20 protein-coding genes and 1 riboswitch are annotated in these 17,213 nt (G+C 33.1%); of the genes, 3 read left to right on the forward strand and 17 right to left on the reverse strand.

Features of this window, described 5'->3' with window-relative positions:
* Nucleotides 1-57: 57 nt before the first annotated feature.
* Nucleotides 58-1,425 (forward strand): glucose transporter GlcP, encoded by a 1,368-nt coding sequence (gene glcP / locus CD135_RS00620; RefSeq protein WP_016999751.1) that lies wholly within the window; start codon nucleotides 58-60, stop codon nucleotides 1,423-1,425.
* A 547-nt stretch (nucleotides 1,426-1,972) separates the two neighbouring features.
* On the opposite strand, the gene sufB is transcribed toward glcP, so the two are convergent.
* The 13 genes from sufB to CD135_RS00690 form a co-directional block, all read right to left on the reverse strand.
* Nucleotides 1,973-3,370: a Fe-S cluster assembly protein SufB gene (gene sufB / locus CD135_RS00625; protein ID WP_017000941.1), complete on the reverse strand. Its 1,398-nt coding sequence runs from the start codon at nucleotides 3,368-3,370 to the stop codon at nucleotides 1,973-1,975.
* Between the two features lie 46 nt (nucleotides 3,371-3,416).
* Nucleotides 3,417-3,857 (reverse strand): Fe-S cluster assembly sulfur transfer protein SufU, encoded by a 441-nt coding sequence (gene sufU / locus CD135_RS00630; RefSeq protein ID WP_064211459.1) that lies wholly within the window; start codon nucleotides 3,855-3,857, stop codon nucleotides 3,417-3,419.
* Entirely contained in the window at nucleotides 3,847-5,112 is a 1,266-nt protein-coding gene (locus tag CD135_RS00635; RefSeq protein ID WP_174700894.1) for a cysteine desulfurase, read from the reverse strand. The genes sufU and CD135_RS00635 overlap by 11 nt, the downstream gene beginning before the upstream one ends.
* 2 nt (nucleotides 5,113-5,114) lie before the next feature.
* Nucleotides 5,115-6,431: a Fe-S cluster assembly protein SufD gene (gene sufD / locus CD135_RS00640; protein WP_017000938.1), complete on the reverse strand. Its 1,317-nt coding sequence runs from the start codon at nucleotides 6,429-6,431 to the stop codon at nucleotides 5,115-5,117.
* A gap of 35 nt (nucleotides 6,432-6,466) precedes the next feature.
* The gene (gene sufC, locus CD135_RS00645; protein ID WP_017000937.1) at nucleotides 6,467-7,246 is read right to left on the reverse strand and encodes a Fe-S cluster assembly ATPase SufC; all 780 of its coding nucleotides are present in this window, start codon (nucleotides 7,244-7,246) and stop codon (nucleotides 6,467-6,469) included.
* Nucleotides 7,247-7,891: 645 nt separating this feature from the next.
* Nucleotides 7,892-8,497: a short chain dehydrogenase gene (locus CD135_RS00655; protein WP_103268583.1), complete on the reverse strand. Its 606-nt coding sequence runs from the start codon at nucleotides 8,495-8,497 to the stop codon at nucleotides 7,892-7,894.
* A 159-nt stretch (nucleotides 8,498-8,656) separates the two neighbouring features.
* Nucleotides 8,657-9,475, reverse strand: a complete 819-nt coding sequence (locus CD135_RS00660; RefSeq protein WP_064204452.1) for a MetQ/NlpA family ABC transporter substrate-binding protein — start codon at nucleotides 9,473-9,475, stop codon at nucleotides 8,657-8,659.
* 14 nt (nucleotides 9,476-9,489) lie between these two features.
* On the reverse strand, nucleotides 9,490-10,185 hold the full coding sequence (locus CD135_RS00665; protein ID WP_017001083.1) for a methionine ABC transporter permease: 696 nt from the start codon (nucleotides 10,183-10,185) through the stop codon (nucleotides 9,490-9,492).
* Nucleotides 10,178-11,203 (reverse strand): methionine ABC transporter ATP-binding protein, encoded by a 1,026-nt coding sequence (locus tag CD135_RS00670; protein WP_103268584.1) that lies wholly within the window; start codon nucleotides 11,201-11,203, stop codon nucleotides 10,178-10,180. Before CD135_RS00670 ends, CD135_RS00665 begins: the two co-directional genes overlap by 8 nt.
* 75 nt (nucleotides 11,204-11,278) lie before the next feature.
* Nucleotides 11,279-11,385: riboswitch (SAM riboswitch) on the reverse strand.
* Nucleotides 11,386-11,414: 29 nt separating this feature from the next.
* Entirely contained in the window at nucleotides 11,415-11,738 is a 324-nt protein-coding gene (locus CD135_RS00675; RefSeq protein WP_017001081.1) for a thioredoxin family protein, read from the reverse strand.
* Nucleotides 11,695-12,099, reverse strand: coding sequence for a toprim domain-containing protein (locus CD135_RS00680; protein WP_017001080.1), 405 nt, complete (start codon nucleotides 12,097-12,099; stop codon nucleotides 11,695-11,697). The genes CD135_RS00675 and CD135_RS00680 overlap by 44 nt, the downstream gene beginning before the upstream one ends.
* Nucleotides 12,100-12,202: 103 nt before the next feature.
* Complete coding sequence (gene gcvH, locus CD135_RS00685) at nucleotides 12,203-12,583, reverse strand: glycine cleavage system protein GcvH (protein WP_103268585.1); 381 nt, start codon at nucleotides 12,581-12,583, stop codon at nucleotides 12,203-12,205.
* 66 nt (nucleotides 12,584-12,649) lie between these two features.
* The gene (locus tag CD135_RS00690; RefSeq protein WP_017001079.1) at nucleotides 12,650-13,003 is read right to left on the reverse strand and encodes an arsenate reductase family protein; all 354 of its coding nucleotides are present in this window, start codon (nucleotides 13,001-13,003) and stop codon (nucleotides 12,650-12,652) included.
* A gap of 142 nt (nucleotides 13,004-13,145) precedes the next feature.
* Here CD135_RS00690 and CD135_RS00695 point away from each other — a divergent pair, with 142 nt between their 5' ends.
* On the forward strand, nucleotides 13,146-13,466 hold the full coding sequence (locus CD135_RS00695) for a thioredoxin family protein (protein ID WP_017001078.1): 321 nt from the start codon (nucleotides 13,146-13,148) through the stop codon (nucleotides 13,464-13,466).
* Between the two features lie 464 nt (nucleotides 13,467-13,930).
* Here the strand turns inward: CD135_RS00695 and CD135_RS00700 are convergent, their stop codons facing one another.
* From CD135_RS00700 to CD135_RS00710, 3 genes are all read right to left on the reverse strand, one after another.
* On the reverse strand, nucleotides 13,931-14,470 hold the full coding sequence (locus CD135_RS00700) for a nitroreductase family protein (RefSeq protein WP_064204455.1): 540 nt from the start codon (nucleotides 14,468-14,470) through the stop codon (nucleotides 13,931-13,933).
* A gap of 95 nt (nucleotides 14,471-14,565) precedes the next feature.
* Nucleotides 14,566-15,303, reverse strand: a complete 738-nt coding sequence (gene aroD / locus CD135_RS00705) for a type I 3-dehydroquinate dehydratase (protein WP_064204456.1) — start codon at nucleotides 15,301-15,303, stop codon at nucleotides 14,566-14,568.
* 141 nt (nucleotides 15,304-15,444) lie between these two features.
* Entirely contained in the window at nucleotides 15,445-15,858 is a 414-nt protein-coding gene (locus CD135_RS00710) for a universal stress protein (RefSeq protein ID WP_017001068.1), read from the reverse strand.
* A 271-nt stretch (nucleotides 15,859-16,129) separates the two neighbouring features.
* On the opposite strand from CD135_RS00710, the gene CD135_RS00715 reads away from it, so the two are divergent.
* Complete coding sequence (locus CD135_RS00715) at nucleotides 16,130-16,969, forward strand: DUF4352 domain-containing protein (protein ID WP_103268586.1); 840 nt, start codon at nucleotides 16,130-16,132, stop codon at nucleotides 16,967-16,969.
* 48 nt (nucleotides 16,970-17,017) lie between these two features.
* On the opposite strand, the gene CD135_RS00720 is transcribed toward CD135_RS00715, so the two are convergent.
* Nucleotides 17,018-17,200 (reverse strand): CsbD family protein, encoded by a 183-nt coding sequence (locus tag CD135_RS00720; protein WP_017001066.1) that lies wholly within the window; start codon nucleotides 17,198-17,200, stop codon nucleotides 17,018-17,020.
* Between the last annotated feature and the right edge of the window lie 13 nt (nucleotides 17,201-17,213).

The raw sequence follows: 17,213 nt of genomic DNA on the forward strand, positions 1-17,213 counted from the left end.
AAGATAATTAAATCTGACATTTGTCTTTAAATATTTAAAATTTTGGAGGTTATTAGAATGGGAACAAGCAATTTTCGAACAAAGTTAATATTCTTCCTAGGAGCTTTAGGTGGATTGCTTTACGGTTACGATACAGGCGTAATTTCAGGCGCTTTACTATTCATAAAAAATGACATACCACTTTCAAGTACTGCTGAAGGATTTGTCGTTAGTTCAATGCTTATCGGGGCTATATTTGGTGCCGGTTCAAGTGGACCATTATCAGACAAGCTTGGACGACGTAGACTTGTGTTTATAATAGCAATCGTATTTATTGCTGGTGCGCTATTACTTGCAGGTGCACAAAACTTAAGCATGCTTGTTATAGGTAGATTTATAATCGGGTTAGCTGTAGGTGGTTCTTCAGCAATCGTTCCGGTATATCTATCAGAAATGGCTCCTACAGATAAAAGAGGGTCGCTCAGTTCTTTAAACCAATTGATGATAACAATTGGTATACTTGCTTCATATCTTATAAACTATGCTTTCGCAGATATGGAAGCTTGGAGATGGATGGTTGGACTAGCTGTTGTACCATCAGTTATCTTAATGATTGGTGTATACTTCATGCCAGAAAGTCCAAGATGGCTACTCGAACATAAAAGTGAAAAATCAGCTCGTAAAGTTATGGGTATGACGCGTAAACAAAAAGAAATTGATAAAGAAATTGACGAAATGAAAGAAATTATAGACATTTCAGAAAGTACTTGGACTGTATTGAAATCAGTATGGTTAAGACCAGTACTCATAATTGGTTGTTTATTCGCTCTACTACAACAAATAATCGGTATTAACGCAATCATTTATTATGCACCTACTATCTTTACAAAAGCAGGTTTAGGAGATTCTACTGCAATATTAGGAACAGTAGGAATAGGTTCAGTAAACGTGATTGTTACAATCTTTGCTATTCAAATCATAGATAAAATAGATAGAAAGAAACTATTAATTACTGGTAACATAGGTATGGTTGGATCATTACTTATAATGGCAGGATTAGTATGGACAATCGGTCTTGGTTCAACAGTTGGTGCTTGGATTATTGTAGCTTGTCTAACACTATTTATTGTATTCTTCGCATTTACTTGGGGACCAATATTATGGGTAATGCTACCAGAATTATTCCCAATGAGAGCTAGAGGTGCTGCTACAGGTATAGCAACATTATCACTATCAATCGGGAGCTTATTAGTAGCTCAATTATTCCCAATACTTACGTCAGTATTAAGTATTGAGCTAGTGTTCTTAATCTTCGCAGTAATCGGTATTTTAGCTATGATATTTGTTATTAAGTATCTACCAGAAACAAGAGGACGTAGCTTAGAAGAAATAGAAGTAGACTTAAGAAATAGAACATCATCTACTAAATTATCAGAAGTAGATTAATATTAAAGTTTTGAAAAATGAAGAATAAGCTTTAGAGTTTCGGATAAAAATCCCAACTCAAAATAAATAAGCATATCACTTAACTGATTATTTCAGTTTGAAAGTGATATGCTTATTTTTTATATAATATACGATTTTGTACACGCATGCTTGCCTAGAGTATGGTTCGAGACTGTAGTCTCTCACTCACACTATTTCCTCAGGCGTCAGCACTTTACAAAATCGTAGAAAATATCGCTCTAACGGGCTTGTTTACTAGCACTTGCTCGTTAGAAAATGTAACGGGCTTGTCTCAAATTTCTTGCACATTAAAGTGATGTATCATATATATTTAATGTGAAATTACATTATAATTATGCAAGATATTGTGCTAACGGGCTTGTTTATTAGCACTTGCCCGTTAGAAAATGTAACGGGCTTGTCTCAAATTTCTTGCACGTTAGAGGCTTTACCTTCTTCTTATCCATCATAAACAATAAGCTACTCGCACTTATAAAACAAAACCCCCTCACCAATTAAATTGGTAAGGGGGTTTGTCGTTATATAATTAACCGATTGAACCTTCCATTTCGAATTTGATTAGACGGTTCATTTCTACTGCGTATTCCATTGGTAGTTCTTTTGTGAATGGCTCAATGAAGCCCATTACGATCATTTCAGTTGCTTCTTCTTCTGAAATACCGCGGCTCATTAAGTAGAATAATTGTTCTTCAGATACTTTAGAAACTTTCGCTTCGTGTTCTAATGAAATGTTATCATTCATAATTTCATTATAAGGAATTGTATCTGATGTTGATTCATTATCCATAATTAAAGTATCACATTCAATGTTAGAACGAGCACCTGTAGCTTTACGGCCAAAGTGTACTTGTCCACGGTAAACTACTTTACCGCCATTTTTAGAGATTGATTTAGATACAATAGTTGAAGATGTGTTTGGTGCTTTATGAATCATTTTAGCTCCAGCATCTTGAACTTGTCCTTTACCTGCAAGTGCTATAGATAATGTCATGCCTCTAGCGCCTTCTTCAAGTAAGAAACATGATGGATATTTCATAGTTAACTTAGAACCTAAGTTACCATCGATCCATTCCATCGTACCATTTTCATAAACAAACGTACGTTTTGTAACTAAGTTATAAACGTTGTTTGCCCAGTTTTGGATTGTTGTATAACGGCAATATGCGTCTTTTTTAACAATGATTTCAACTACTGCTGAGTGTAGTGAGTTTGTTGTATAAACTGGAGCAGTACAACCTTCTACGTAGTGTACTGAAGAACCTTCGTCTGCAATGATTAAAGTTCTTTCGAATTGACCCATATTTTCAGAGTTAATTCTGAAGTAAGCTTGTAATGGTGTTTCAAGTTTTACACCTTTAGGTACGTAAATGAATGATCCACCTGACCATACTGCTGAGTTTAATGCTGAGAATTTGTTATCTGCTGCTGGAATTACAGAAGCAAAGTATTCTTTGAATAAGTCTTCGTTTTCACGTAAAGCTGAATCTGTATCTTTAAAGATGATACCTTGTTCTTCTAAGTCTTTCTCCATGTTGTGGTATACAACTTCTGATTCATATTGTGCAGATACACCTGCAAGATATTTTTGTTCAGCTTCTGGAATACCTAATTTATCGAAAGTGTTTTTAATTTCTTCTGGTACTTCATCCCATGAACGTTCAGAACGTTCTGATGGTTTTACATAATATGTGATTTCATCAAAGTTTAATTCTGATAAATCGCCACCCCACATTGGCATTGGCATTTTATAGAATTGTTTTAATGATTTCAAACGGAAATCTAGCATCCATTGTGGTTCATCTTTCATTTCAGATATTTTTCTAACAATTTCTTCTGTCAAACCTCTACCTGAACGGAAAATAGAAACGTCTTCATCATGGAAACCATATTTATAATCTCCAACTTCTGGTGATTTTTTAGCCATTTTCTTCACTCCTCTTTTATTATAGCTTACGCCCAATCTTCAAAAGTTACTGGTCATCTTCTTCTTTTGTGCCCTTTTCAAATGCTTTCCACGCTAAAGTCGCGCATTTAATACGTGCTGGGAACTTAGACACACCTGATAAAGATTCGATATCACCCATATCATCTGTGATCTCATAAGATTCTCCTAGCATCATATTAGAAAACTCTTGACTCATGTGTAATGCTTCTTCGATGGTATGACCTTTTACCGCCTCCGTCATCATTGATGCACTAGACATTGAAATAGAACAACCCTCACCTTCAAACTTAGCATCTTTAATAACATTATCTACTACATCTAATGTTAAGCGGATGCGGTCCCCACATGTTGGGTTATTCATATCTATCGTCATGGAACCATCTTCGATAGCTCCTTTATTTCTAGGATTTTTATAATGATCCATAATCACAGAACGATATAGTTGATCTAAATTATTAAAATTCATAAGAGAAAAACTCCTTCGTTCTATAGAGTGCCTGAATTAACTTATCAACATCTTCAGTAGTATTATATACATAGAAACTAGCACGTGCTGTAGATGATTGATTTAACCATTTCATTAGCGGTTGTGCACAGTGATGTCCAGCTCTAACAGCTACACCTTCAGAATCTAGTGCTGTTGCTAAATCATGTGGATGAACACCTTCAACGTTGAACGTAATCAAACCAGCTCGCTTTTCAGGTGAAGGTCCGTAAATTTCTAAACCTTCTATTTTAGACATCTCATTATATGCGTAATTAACTAACTCATATTCATGTTGATGAATTTCTTCTAAGCCTAATTCATCAATGTATCTAATTGCTTCAGCAAATCCGATAGCTTCAGCTATAAGTGGTGTACCTGCTTCAAACTTAGTTGGTAAGTCTGTCCAAGTTGCATCTTCTAATCCTACAAAATCAATCATGTCTCCACCAAATTCAATTGGTTCCATTTTATCAAGTAAATGACGTTTACCGTATAGTGCACCAATGCCGGTTGGACCTAGCATTTTATGTCCACTGAAGCTAAAGAAGTCCACATCTAAATCTTGAACGTCAACTTTCATATGTGGAGCTGATTGTGCGCCATCAACTGCAATTACTGCATCATGTTGATGTGCAACTTCAGCAATATATTTAACATCATTTATCGTACCCAATACGTTTGAAACATGTGTAACTGCAACAATTTTTGTATTATCCGTTATCGTGTTATCAATTGCTTCTTTTTCAAGTTCGCCACTGTCAGACATCGGAATAAATTTTAATGTTGCACCAGTACGTTTAGCAAGTTGTTGCCAAGGGACGATATTAGCATGATGCTCCATTTGAGTCACGACAATTTCGTCACCTTCAGAAACATTTGCGTCTCCGTAACTATGTGCAACTAAGTTAATTGCTGTAGTTGTTCCTCTAGTAAAAACAACTTCTTCAAAGTATCGAGCGTTGATAAATCTTCTGACTGTTTCACGTGCTTTTTCATAAGCATCCGTAGCAAGCGTTCCAAGTGTGTGCACACCACGGTGTACATTCGAATTATATCGATTGTAGTAATCTACAATAGAATCCGTTACTTGTATCGGCGTTTGACTTGTGGCAGATGAATCTAAATATACAAGTTTTTTACCGTTTACTTCTTGCTCTAATATTGGAAAATCTTTTTTTACTTTTTCTACATTAAATGTTGATTCGGCCACATTATCAGACCTTTCTGTGCCTATTTTTATATTTGCGTTGTTACTTTAGTTTCAATAACTTCACGTAATTGACGTTTAACGCCTTCAATTGGCAATGCAGAAACAACTGGGTCTAAGAAACCATGTATAACTAATCTTTCAGCTTCTTCACGAGAAATACCTCTACTCATTAAGTAGTATAGTTGAGTAGGGTCTACTCTACCTACTGATGCTGCGTGTCCTGCAGTTACATCGTCTTCATCAATTAATAATATTGGGTTTGCATCTCCACGTGCTTTTTCAGAAAGCATAAGTACACGTGATTCTTGTTGTGCATCTGCTTTTGTTCCACCGTGTTTAATGTAACCAATACCATTGAAAATAGATGAAGAACTATCTTTCATTACACCATGTTTCAAGATATGACCATTTGATTCTTTACCATATTGAATAATTTGAGTTGTGAAGTTTTGTTTTTGTTCACCACGACCAACTACTACTGTTTTTAAGTTACAGTTTGAACGATCGCCCATTAAGTATGTTGTATTATCATTAATAGTGCTACAGTCATTCATTAAACCTAATGCCCAGTCGATAGTAGAGTCTGCTGCTGCAATACCACGACGGATTATGTGTCCAGTGAATCCTTTATCCATGAAATCAACTGTACCGTAAGTTATTTTAGAATTAGCTCCAGCAATAACTTCAGATACGATATTTAATTGATTATCGTTAGAAGAAACAGTTGATAAATAGTTTTCAACGTATGTTACTTCTGCACTTTCTTCAGCCACAATGATAGCGTGATTGAAGAAACTCGCATCGCTATCGTCATGTAATACTACATATTGGATAGGATCTTCTACTACTACATTTTTAGGAACGTAAACGAATACCCCACCATTAACTAATGCAGCATGTAGTGCAGTTAATCTATGCTCATCTACTTTAACAGCATCTGTCATAAAATATTTTTGAACTAAATCACTGTTTTCAATAAGTGCAGTTTTTAAATCTTTAATTACAACACCTTGTTCAGTTAATTTATCATCTACTTTTGTAAAAGCAGGTGTATTATTATGCTGAACGATTAGATTTTTAGCATTTTCAGTATCGATAATTTTTTGAACTGATTCAGGTAATTTATCGATAGACTCAAATGTATCACTTTCAACAGTGTGAGATTTGAAAGAATCAAAATCCCATCTGTTTATTTTTGTTTTATCTGGTTTAGGCATTTCTAATTGTTCTAACTTTTGAAAACTGTCTTTACGTAAATCAGTCATCCATTGTGGTTCATTTTGAGATGCTGAATAATTTACTAAATCTTCAACGCTAATGTTTAACTTTGTTTCAGTTGCCATTTATACTCCTCCTACTTGACTATAATTCTTATATATTATTCAGCGTTAATTGTTTCGTCTTCAATATCAAGCTCTTCTTTAATCCATTCATACCCTTCAGCTTCAAGACGTCTCGCTAATTCTTCGCCACCTGATTTAACCACGCGACCTTGCATCATTACGTGTACGAAATCTGGTGAAATATAATTTAATAGTCTTTGATAGTGAGTGATGATTAAGCAACCAAAGTTGTCACCACGCATATTGTTGATACCTTTAGATACTACTTTTAATGCGTCGATATCTAGACCTGAGTCAACTTCGTCTAAAATACCGAATTTAGGTTCTAACATCATTAATTGAAGAATTTCGTTACGTTTCTTCTCACCGCCAGAGAAACCTTCATTTAGGTATCTTTGAGCCATGTCTTGATCCATATCTAATAAATCCATTTGTTTGTCTAATTTCTTGATGAATTGCATTAAGTTGATTTCATCGCCTTCTTCACGTTTAGCATTGATTGCAGAACGTAAGAAGTCAGCGTTTGTAACACCAGAAATTTCTGATGGATATTGCATTGCTAGGAATAAACCTGCTTGAGCACGCTCATCAACTTCCATTTCTAATACATCTTCACCATCTAAAAGGATTTCACCTTTAGTTACTTCATATTTAGGGTGACCCATAATAGCTGATGATAAAGTTGACTTACCAGTACCGTTAGGTCCCATGATTGCATGGATTTCACCTTGTTGTATTGTTAAGTTTACTCCTTTAAGAATTTCCTTGCCTTCTATTTCTACGTGTAAATCTTTGATTTCTAATTTTGATGCCATGTTTATTTCCCTCCAGAGAATTTATTCACATTTTAAAAAGATAACCCTACATTATCTTTTCTAGTTTATAATAATTTTAATGTAACGTCAAAGTTTGTTATGTTTCTTTACTCTTATTATTATAACGTAGTTATATAGGCAATCAAACACTTACGCTCACTTTTTATTATAAAACCCTATTATTACAAGGGTTTAAGCGAAATATTTTTTAAATGATAATAAAATGATTTCATTCTCAATTTATAAATATTCTATTTGAAAGGCCTCAGTAAGCATTTTTTATTTTTTTATAATATAATTATAATAATTAGAGATATAAATTTAGGAAGGATTTTAAATATGAAACGATATGAACAATTTTCATTTGTAATTAGTGCGATATGCGCTTTTATACTATTACTCAATCTAGTCAATGTTATTAATTTGAGCAGTTTAATAAATACTTTACTTACTATTTTAACGATAGTTACGATAGCCACATTTAATATTAGAAATTCTAAATTTATCGGCTTGATTTTATATGCTATTGCCGCTTTAATGCTTGTATTGTACCTTGCAAATGAATTATTTTAGAATAATTTTAAAAAATCAGGAAAAATTCTACTGAAGAAAGAATTTTTCCTGATTTTTGTCTTCAATTATATTTTATTCATATATACGAAAAGTTTGTCCTGATTGTATTCCTTCTACGCTTTTCAAATATGCCTTTGCTGCTTTACTTGCTGGTACTGCGTTAAAACCTTTAAAGAAATCACCATAATCTTCAAGCGCTTCTTCGATTACATTAGGACTGACGTTATTAATTCTTAAATTCCGTTTTAATTCAAAGGCAGCAGATTTAACAAATGCTTCTATACCACCGCCGGCCATCGCTGAAGAAACGCCCCCTTTTATTGGATCATCCATAATAACGCCCGTAGTCAAAGTAAAGCTTCCTCCATCATTTATATAATGTTGGCCTATAAGTACTAAATTGATTTGTCCCAATAGCTTACCTGTTATAGCTACCTCATTTGATTCTGGTGTTAACTCACTTAAATCATCAAAATTCGCTGCTCCTGCAGTAGAGACTACAGCATCTATATTTTCGATTTGTTGAAACATGAGTTTGATATCCTCTACGTTTGTCATATCCATTTGGTAATCACCTGAATTACGTCCAACTTTTATGACTTCATGACCATTTTCTTCTAATTCAGTTACAACGGCTGAACCTATCGTGCCATGTGCTCCAACTAGTATTATTTTCATGTTTATCCACCTTTGTTTTAAGTCTTAAATGTAGTTTATTAAACCAACAAAGTAATAACAAGAAAGATGCATAGCGTAAATCATGAGACGTTTAACCAAACTATTTAGAATAAAAAAGCCCGAGACATATATAAATGTCCCGGGCTAATTCTTATATCATTATTTTGCTTCGATTACTGCACCATCGTATTTTTCTTTGATGAAGTCTTTAATTTCTTTTGATTGTAAAACTTTCATTAATGCTTTAATTTTTTCATCGTCTTTATGACCTTTTTGTACTGCGATTAAGTTAGCATATGGTGAATCTTTACCTTCAACTGCGATTGAATCTTTTAATGGATTTAACCCTTGTTCAATTGCATAGTTAGAGTTGATAATTGTTGCGTCACCTTCATCTGCTTGATAAGATTTTGGTAAAAATTCAGCTGCTTGTTTGTTATTGAATTTTATATCTTTTTTATTTTCAGCGATATCATCGAATGTAGCATCTACTGGATCAACGCCATCTTTAAGTTTAATTAATCCTTCTTTTTCAAAGAATGATAAGAAACGTCCTTCTTCAGCTGGGTTATTAGATACATATACTGTTGCACCTTTTGGTAAGTCAGTTAATTTTTTATACTTCTTTGAATATACTGCCATTGGTTCGATATGTACGTTACCTGCAGATTCTATTTTGTAACCTTTATCTTTAGATTCAGTTTCTAAGTATGGTGTATGTTGGAAGAAGTTTGCGTCTAATTCACCTTTATCTAATAATTTATTTGGTGTTGTGTAGTCATTAATCGTTTTAATTTCTAACTTGTAGCCTTCTTTTTCAAGAATTGGTTTAGCTTCTTCTAATATTTCTGCATGTGGTGCTGGAGATGCACCGACTTTAATCGTTTCTTTTTTATCTTTATCTCCGTCTCCTCCGCCACAAGCGGCCAATACAACTGTCAATATTGAAACAAACAATAGTCCTAGAACTTTTTTCATTTTAAGGCACTCCTTTAACGTTTATCAATTTTCTTAACAATTAAATCTCCAATAAATTGGATAACAAATACAATAACTAGTATTAATATAGTAGAAACTAGGATTACATCATTTTGATTTCGTGTGAAACCAGTTAGATATGCTAAGTTACCTAATCCTCCTGCACCGATAACACCAGCGATTGCTGTAGATCCTACTAATGCAATTGCAGTTACAGTTAGACCTGATACAAGTGCAGGTAATGATTCTTTAAGTAATACTTTTCTCACAACTGTCCATGTGTTTGCACCCATAGATACAGCCGCTTCTATTACACCTTTATCTATTTCTTTCATGCCAATCTCTACTAATCTTGCGTAGAATGGCGCAGCTCCAATGATTAAGGCTGGTAGAGCACCTTTCGGACCACTTATTGTACCAAGTAAAATATCAGTAAATGGTAGCAACAATAGTATAAGTATGATAAATGGTATTGCTCTAAATAAATTCACTATAAATGAAACAATTGAATAAAATACACGAGAACTTTTAGATGTTCCTTTAGATGTTAAGAACAATAACGTTCCTAGTATTAAGCCAAACACTAGTGTAAAAACTGTTGAAATGACGGTCATGTATAAGGTCTCGTATAACGCTTCCCATACAGCGTCCCATCTCACGTTAGGCATTGTTACCATTTCAGTGATTATTTCACCAAATGACTTATTCATTAATACCCACCTCAACTTTCACACCAAGATTATTTAAGTCTTGTTTAATCTGGTCTTTAGAATAGTTTCCATCAGGCAGATGTACAATCATATGCCCAAAAGTACCATTTTGAGTGAGTTTAACGTCGCCTTCAATGACATTAATATTTACGTTATATTCTTTAATCACTTTGGCTAACACAGGTTCTGAACTAGTTCCACCTACAAAGTTCAGCTTCCATATTTCACCTTCAGGCTGTTCTTTCTTGAAGTCTTGCAACGTTCTTTCTAAATCATCTGCTTTCAAATCATCCTTAACAAATCTTTGCGTTACATGTGTTTGAGGATTATTGAATACATTGATGACTTCTCCTTCTTCGACAAACTTACCATTTTCCATTACGGCAACATGATCACAAATCTTTCTTATAACGTGCATTTCATGTGTGATAAGTATAATTGTTAAATCCAGCTCTTTATTGATGTCTATCAATAAATCTAGTATTTCATCTGTTGTTTGAGGGTCAAGGGCACTCGTAGCTTCATCACATAATAGTACGTGTGGATCATTTGCTAAAGCTCTCGCGATTCCTACTCTTTGCTTTTGCCCACCAGATAATTGAGATGGATAAGCATTTTCACGACCTTCTAATCCTACTCTTTTGATTAACGCTTCTGTCTTTTTATTAATCTCGCTTTTAGAGACACCTGCGATCTCTAACGGAAAAGCAATGTTGTCTTTAACTGTTCTAGACCAAAGTAAGTTAAAATGCTGGAATATCATACTTACTTTTTGTCGTTTTTTTCGAAGTTCTTGTTTTGACAATTTACCTATATTCGCACCATCTACTATAACTTCACCTTCAGTAGGGGTTTCTAACCCGTTAAACATTCGAATCAAGGTACTCTTTCCAGCTCCTGAAAAACCGATTACGCCATATATACTTCCTTTTTCTATATTTAAGTCAACATGGTCAACAGCTTTTATGTCACCTTTTTTTGTCTTGAAAGTCTTTACGACCTTATTTAACTCGATCAAATCTGTTGCCTCCTAATCCTTAAATTAAAAACGCCTCACTCTAATGATTAGAGAAAGGCGTTATTAATTGTCTTTCTCTCATCTCCAAAAGTTTACACTTTCTGTGAATTGGCACCATTTCATATTTATATGACGGTTGCCGGGCTTCTAAGGGCACATCCCTCCACCACTCTTGATAAGAGCTATTACGTATTTAATTAAATTCATACTATCACGATAAGTTTTTATCGTCAATAACTTTTTGAATATTCTCAACTATATACGGAACTGACTGAAATGCATAAATTCTTTTTATAACTTTTTCTTGTTTCATTATAAATAGAACTGGTACGGATTGTATTTCATATTCTTCACAAAATTCCGGATAAAAGTTTAAGTCACATTTGTTTATAGGTAGTTTTGTCATTTCGTTGGCAATATCTAGCATGCGTTCTGAGATTTTACACGTTCCACATGTTGGTGTATAACCGAATAACAAATGTATATCTTCATTAAAAAGCTTGTATACATCGTTCGATATTTCTGTGCGTTTCATGATAACGATACTTCCCTTTCAATACAAAGTCGTGATTAACTTCAAATCCATGATAGTTTAACACATTCGCTAAATATTGTCTTGGGCAACGTGCTACCTCAGTAAAAGTTGAATCTATATAAATATGATGACTTTCACTCACATATTTTTTGAACCATTTTCTTATGCGTTTACCTTCTTTATCTTGATCGACTAATATATACACTTGTTTACCATAAATTTCATCTAAAAGTTCGTCCATTTTTTCGACACCCATTGTACCGTGTGTGCAAATTACGTGAACGGGTTCATTTAATACTTCTTTCACTCGCTTCTTATCTGAAATACCTTCTACGATTATTACTTTTTTAATCATCGCCATGGCCTTCACCTTCTACAAATGAATAATATTATATTTTTACTTCTCAATGAGATTATGCTAAAAAACTCCATGATACTACTGTACCGTGGAGTTTGTTGTATTGCTATTCACCTATCATTTCACTATACGCATCAGCATCTAATAAATCATCTAATTGTGATTTATCAGTTAATTCTACTTTGACCATCCAAGCTTTGTCATAAGAAGATTCATTAACGTATTCAGGACTATCTTCTAATTCATCATTTACTTCTACAACTTTACCAGAAAGAGGTGCATATAGTTCAGAAACTGTTTTTACAGATTCTACACTACCGAATGAATCTCCACTAGTTAATTCGTCACCTTCTTCTGGTAACTCAACAAATACGATGTCCCCTAATTCAGATTGAGCGAAATCAGTAATACCGATTGTAACTACATCGCCATCAACTTTTACCCACTCATGTTCTTTTGAATATTTTAACTCATTAGGCACTGCCAAAGTAATCCCCTCCTATATGTAATTCAATTATAATAATGACATAAAGCCCTTATTCAAGCAACTATTTTATAGCCAAGTTTGGCGGTATTCATCTTCTTTAAAACCTAAAGTGATTTTGTTACCTAATACAGCTAATGGGCGTTTAATTAACATGCCATCTGAAGCTAATAATTCGAATTTTTCGTCGTCAGATAAATCATCAATTTTATCTTTAAGACCTAACTCACGATATTTTGCACCACGCGTGTTAAATAATTGATTAACAGTAACGTCTGTTCCATCAATCATATCTTTTAATTCGTTAGCAGTTGGTGTTAATTGAGTAATATCTATTGGTTCAAAACTCGCACCATTTGTTTCTAAAAATTTTGCAGCTTTTTTACATGTTGTACAGTTAGGATATTGATAAAATTTTATCATGTCTATACCTCCATATGTGTATTTAACATCATTATACCAATATTAATTAAGAACACATAGTCTTGAGTTAAATATTTTTTTAATAAACAAAAATAAGCTATAATTCATTTATAATATTAATTCTTAAGGAGCTTGAAAATATATGAAAACAATAAACCAATATGATGAATTCAAAGAGGTTACACAAAGCGATAAACCAGTAGTCATTAAATTCTTTGCAGGCTGGTGCCCAGATTGTACGCGTATGGATCAATGGATAGATCCGATTGTCCAAGAATACAATAATTACGATTGGTATCAAATTAATCGTGACGATGTCCCAGATGCAGCAACTGAAAATGATGTAATGGGTATCCCAAGTTTATTAATATTCAAAAACAATGAAAAACTAGCACACTTACATTCAGCAAATGCTAAAACACCAGAAGACGTAAAAGCATTCTTAGCTGAAAATTTAAAATAAGATGATTTAAGGCTTCTCCTCATCCGATGGGTTTGTTATTAACGGATGAGGAGATTTTTTATATGATATTTTAAAAAGTGCATGCTTGTTTTGCTAATTCTTAGATCTGCCATTTTTTATGTTTATTGTTATTATAGCAACCCATAAATCATATTTTACTTTAGATTTTTATTGTGAAGATATACGAAAGTGCTTTGTTTTTAGGTTTGAGCCAGAATAAAAAGTTAATTCGTGAGTTTAGGTATTACTTAATCCAATAGAGGTGTGTGTAGTTGGATTAACGTCATAGAAAATCCAATAAAAAGTGCTCTACTTGGATTATTGAGGTAGAAAATCCAATAAAAGTGCTCTACTTGGATTATTGTCTTAGTAAATCCAATAACAATATCAACTCATGCTTTTTTGATTAATAACATCCAAAAAAGAGCTAAGGATTTATATCCCTAGCTCTTTTAAATTAAAACTTACCACTTCGTTAATGTGGATTTATTTTTTCTTCTTGAGAATACAGCATTTTCATCTTTTTCAGTTACATATAAAAATCCGTTTACGTCTTCATCATCATTTGCACCAACGATATCACGGAATGTTGGTTTAAAGATGTAGTCAGGTGTTTTCCAACATGAGCCCATACCCGCTTCGTGTATCAATAGCATTAGGTTTTGCATAAATGTTGCTACAGCCATTTGATTTTCAAGATTTTCTTTTTGTCTAGTATCTCTTCTAGCTAATATTACAAAAATACCACCAAGTCTTGAAACTTTTTCTATATGCTGTTCTTGTTTTTTCTCATCATTCACAAATGCAGATGTAGCTACCTTTTTAGCAAATTCATTTATTTTGTCTTTACTAACGTATACTAAACGCCAAGGTTCTCTCATTCCATGATTCGGAGCATATGTTGCTAAATCAACTAGTGACATTAGCTTTTCTTCATCAATATGCATATCATGATCATAATTTTTAACACTACGTCTTTCTTGTATGACTTGTTGTAATTCCATTTTAACACTCCTATTAATCTATTGATAATTATTATCAATTATATCATATAAATAAGCCTGAGTTCTAACTTTGAGAATTCAGGCTTAAAAATATTCTACTGGTTATACAGTGCGAGTTGTTCTTTAATATTTTTAACATGTAATTGCCCTGGTGCTGCTTCGCTACCTACAAAACCATAAGTAAGTCGTGAACCAAATAAACCGCCAGTAATCCTAGTCATAATACCAAGCTCACCCATTGATATACCTACTACGTCGATATCTAATTGATGATATGCTCTATTCATCGCATTTAACAACGATAATAAGTCTTTTTCGTTGTTAGGCATTACTGCTAATTTTCCAATATCAGCACCTAGCTCTGCCATTTTTTCGTAAGTCACAAACATTTCTTCCACATCTGGCGTTGCTTTAAAATCATGGTGCGAAATAATTATTTTGACGTTATTATTTTTAGCTCTTGTAATACAATTCATTAGATTATCTTCATAAGTATCTAATTGAACATCGACATAATCTGCTTTTTGATTACAAATAATATCTTGCATCAATTTATAATATGTTTCATGGTCGAAGTCCCCTAATCCACCTTGACCTTTTGAACGATAAGTAAAGAGAATTGGTGAAGCGGTATACTTTGATTTAAACGCAGCTAACACTTCATTTATATTTTCCAAAGAAGTATCAGATAGTGTATCCGCTCTAAATTCTACAATATCTACTGATTTGTCGTTCATATTAAGTTCTTCTACTGTTTTTTCAATATCGTTTTTATCTTTTAAAGATACGGTCGCAACAATATCAGGAAACGTTTCTTTGCCTTTTTGTTTCATAGCCATTCCTCCAATGTTCTTCTATTACCATTTTACATTAGTTAGCGCTTTTTTTCTATTGAATTCAATATAATACGATAATAAAAAAACAGCAAAAATTCTTATTTTATTAAGAACTTTTACTGCTTATAATAAAGTTTATTATTTTACTATTAAAACTGGAATCTTAGCTCTTTTAGCTACTTTATGACTTACGCTTCCTAGTACTAATTTATCAGCATCTTCAGCTTTTCTATTACTTAGTACTACAATTTCATAATCTCCGCTATTTGCTAATTTAAGTAACCCAGCCTTTGGATTACCTTTAATAAATTCTAGATTATATTTAATGTTTCGTTCATTAAAGAAGTCAAATACATGTTGAATACCTTTTTGACGTTTCTCTGTCATTTCTTCAAAGTGCACACCTGTACGGACTGAGGCTTGTATATCTTTCTCGCTTATCATATTAATCATTGTAACAACTGTACCTTCACCTGAAAGTTTTGCTATTTCTTCCAGAACTTTTTCATTTTTCATATCTGTATCGATGCCGAATAAAATGTCTCTATACATGTTTACCACTCCTTTACTTTATTTTAAATGATATTGTAAGCACTATTCAACTTTTATCAACCATTATATATATTTATTATTAACCGACTATTAATATTCTGTATATTTAATAATAAGTGTAGATTTATTCCCCAAATTACTATAAACTAAAAATAATTAATAAAGAATACAATTGTTTTTCATTTTTTAATCTCTATTATAAGGCAATTAGAAAAAATGAATTTCTATTTATTTTTTATTAAAAAATAGTTTTGTGGAAGGGGGAAATATTATGAATAATTCTAACCAATCAAATGAAAATCCATTCAATCAAAACAACTCAGACCAACAAAGCAATCAACAACAAAATTCACAACAAGAGAACCCGTTTAATCAGTCGAACCAAAGTGGTTTTCAAGGGAATCAACCACCTCATTCTGGAGATCAGGGAGATTCAAATCTTAAACCATGGTTATTTGGTTGTGGTGGATGCTTAGTTATATTCATAATATTGGCGATTATTCTAGGTGCATGTGCAGCAGGGCCAATCAAAGAACAAATTGATAACTTTACGAGTGATACTGAAGAAAAGTCTACCGAAGAGGAATCAACTGAGGAAGAATCTACAGAAGAAGAAACAACTGAAGAAGAAACAACTGAAGAAGAGACAAGCGAAGAATCTACTACTGAGGAATCAACAACTGAAGAAAATGACAACGATAGTTCGGTGACAAATAAAACATCAAATCTTGGCGGATCAATTAACGCTGTGGGTACAAAAATCACAGTCGAAAAAGCAGAATTCGTTGAACCAGATTCTAAATATAGTAAACCAAGCAAAGATAAAATATTAAAAGTTTACTATAAACTAGAAAACATTAATAATTCTAGCTTGATTGTAGGCGACACTAACTTTGGCGTTACAGCAGATGGCCAGAGAGTAAGTAAATTCTATAGTATGCGTGATTCCGATGCTGGTTTCAGCTTTAGCTTGAAACCTGGACAATCAGATGAAGGTTATGTATATTATGACGTGCCTGATGCAGATAAATATGAGGTACATTTACAATTAAAATCAAAAGATAATAGTTATAGAATGAAATGGAATATTAAAGATTCAGATTTAAAGTAAATAAGAAGCCGTTTGACAATAAACTTGTCTAACGGCTTCTTATTTTTTTTATTTCTTGAATTTATCAATTACTTCATTTGCTTTATCTTTAACGTTCTCTACAGCTTCTTTAGCTTTGCCTGAAGTTTTTTCTTTTTTACCTTCGTTTTCTAAATCTTTATTATCCGTAACGTCACCTACTGTTTCTTTAACATTACCTTTTGCTTTTTCATATTTACTTTCGTCTGCCATCATTTATCACCCT

This window comes from Mammaliicoccus lentus, from assembly GCF_002902755.1.
Taxonomy (GTDB): domain Bacteria; phylum Bacillota; class Bacilli; order Staphylococcales; family Staphylococcaceae; genus Mammaliicoccus; species Mammaliicoccus lentus.

Bases quoted from the DNA above. Each gene is read 5' to 3' on its own strand.
- glcP (WP_016999751.1), top strand. From the start codon at position 58: ATGGGAACAAGCAATTTTCGAACAAAGTTAATATTCTTCCTAGGAGCT.
- sufB (WP_017000941.1), bottom strand. From the start codon at position 3,370: ATGGCTAAAAAATCACCAGAAGTTGGAGATTATAAATATGGTTTCCAT.
- sufU (WP_064211459.1), bottom strand. From the start codon at position 3,857: ATGAATTTTAATAATTTAGATCAACTATATCGTTCTGTGATTATGGAT.
- sufD (WP_017000938.1), bottom strand. From the start codon at position 6,431: ATGGCAACTGAAACAAAGTTAAACATTAGCGTTGAAGATTTAGTAAAT.
- sufC (WP_017000937.1), bottom strand. From the start codon at position 7,246: ATGGCATCAAAATTAGAAATCAAAGATTTACACGTAGAAATAGAAGGC.
- CD135_RS00655 (WP_103268583.1), bottom strand. From the start codon at position 8,497: ATGAAAATAATACTAGTTGGAGCACATGGCACGATAGGTTCAGCCGTT.
- CD135_RS00660 (WP_064204452.1), bottom strand. From the start codon at position 9,475: ATGAAAAAAGTTCTAGGACTATTGTTTGTTTCAATATTGACAGTTGTA.
- CD135_RS00665 (WP_017001083.1), bottom strand. From the start codon at position 10,185: ATGAATAAGTCATTTGGTGAAATAATCACTGAAATGGTAACAATGCCT.
- CD135_RS00675 (WP_017001081.1), bottom strand. From the start codon at position 11,738: ATGAAACGCACAGAAATATCGAACGATGTATACAAGCTTTTTAATGAA.
- CD135_RS00680 (WP_017001080.1), bottom strand. From the start codon at position 12,099: ATGGCGATGATTAAAAAAGTAATAATCGTAGAAGGTATTTCAGATAAG.
- CD135_RS00690 (WP_017001079.1), bottom strand. From the start codon at position 13,003: ATGATAAAATTTTATCAATATCCTAACTGTACAACATGTAAAAAAGCT.
- CD135_RS00695 (WP_017001078.1), top strand. From the start codon at position 13,146: ATGAAAACAATAAACCAATATGATGAATTCAAAGAGGTTACACAAAGC.
- CD135_RS00700 (WP_064204455.1), bottom strand. From the start codon at position 14,470: ATGGAATTACAACAAGTCATACAAGAAAGACGTAGTGTTAAAAATTAT.
- aroD (WP_064204456.1), bottom strand. From the start codon at position 15,303: ATGAAACAAAAAGGCAAAGAAACGTTTCCTGATATTGTTGCGACCGTA.
- CD135_RS00710 (WP_017001068.1), bottom strand. From the start codon at position 15,858: ATGTATAGAGACATTTTATTCGGCATCGATACAGATATGAAAAATGAA.
- CD135_RS00715 (WP_103268586.1), top strand. From the start codon at position 16,130: ATGAATAATTCTAACCAATCAAATGAAAATCCATTCAATCAAAACAAC.
- CD135_RS00720 (WP_017001066.1), bottom strand. From the start codon at position 17,200: ATGGCAGACGAAAGTAAATATGAAAAAGCAAAAGGTAATGTTAAAGAA.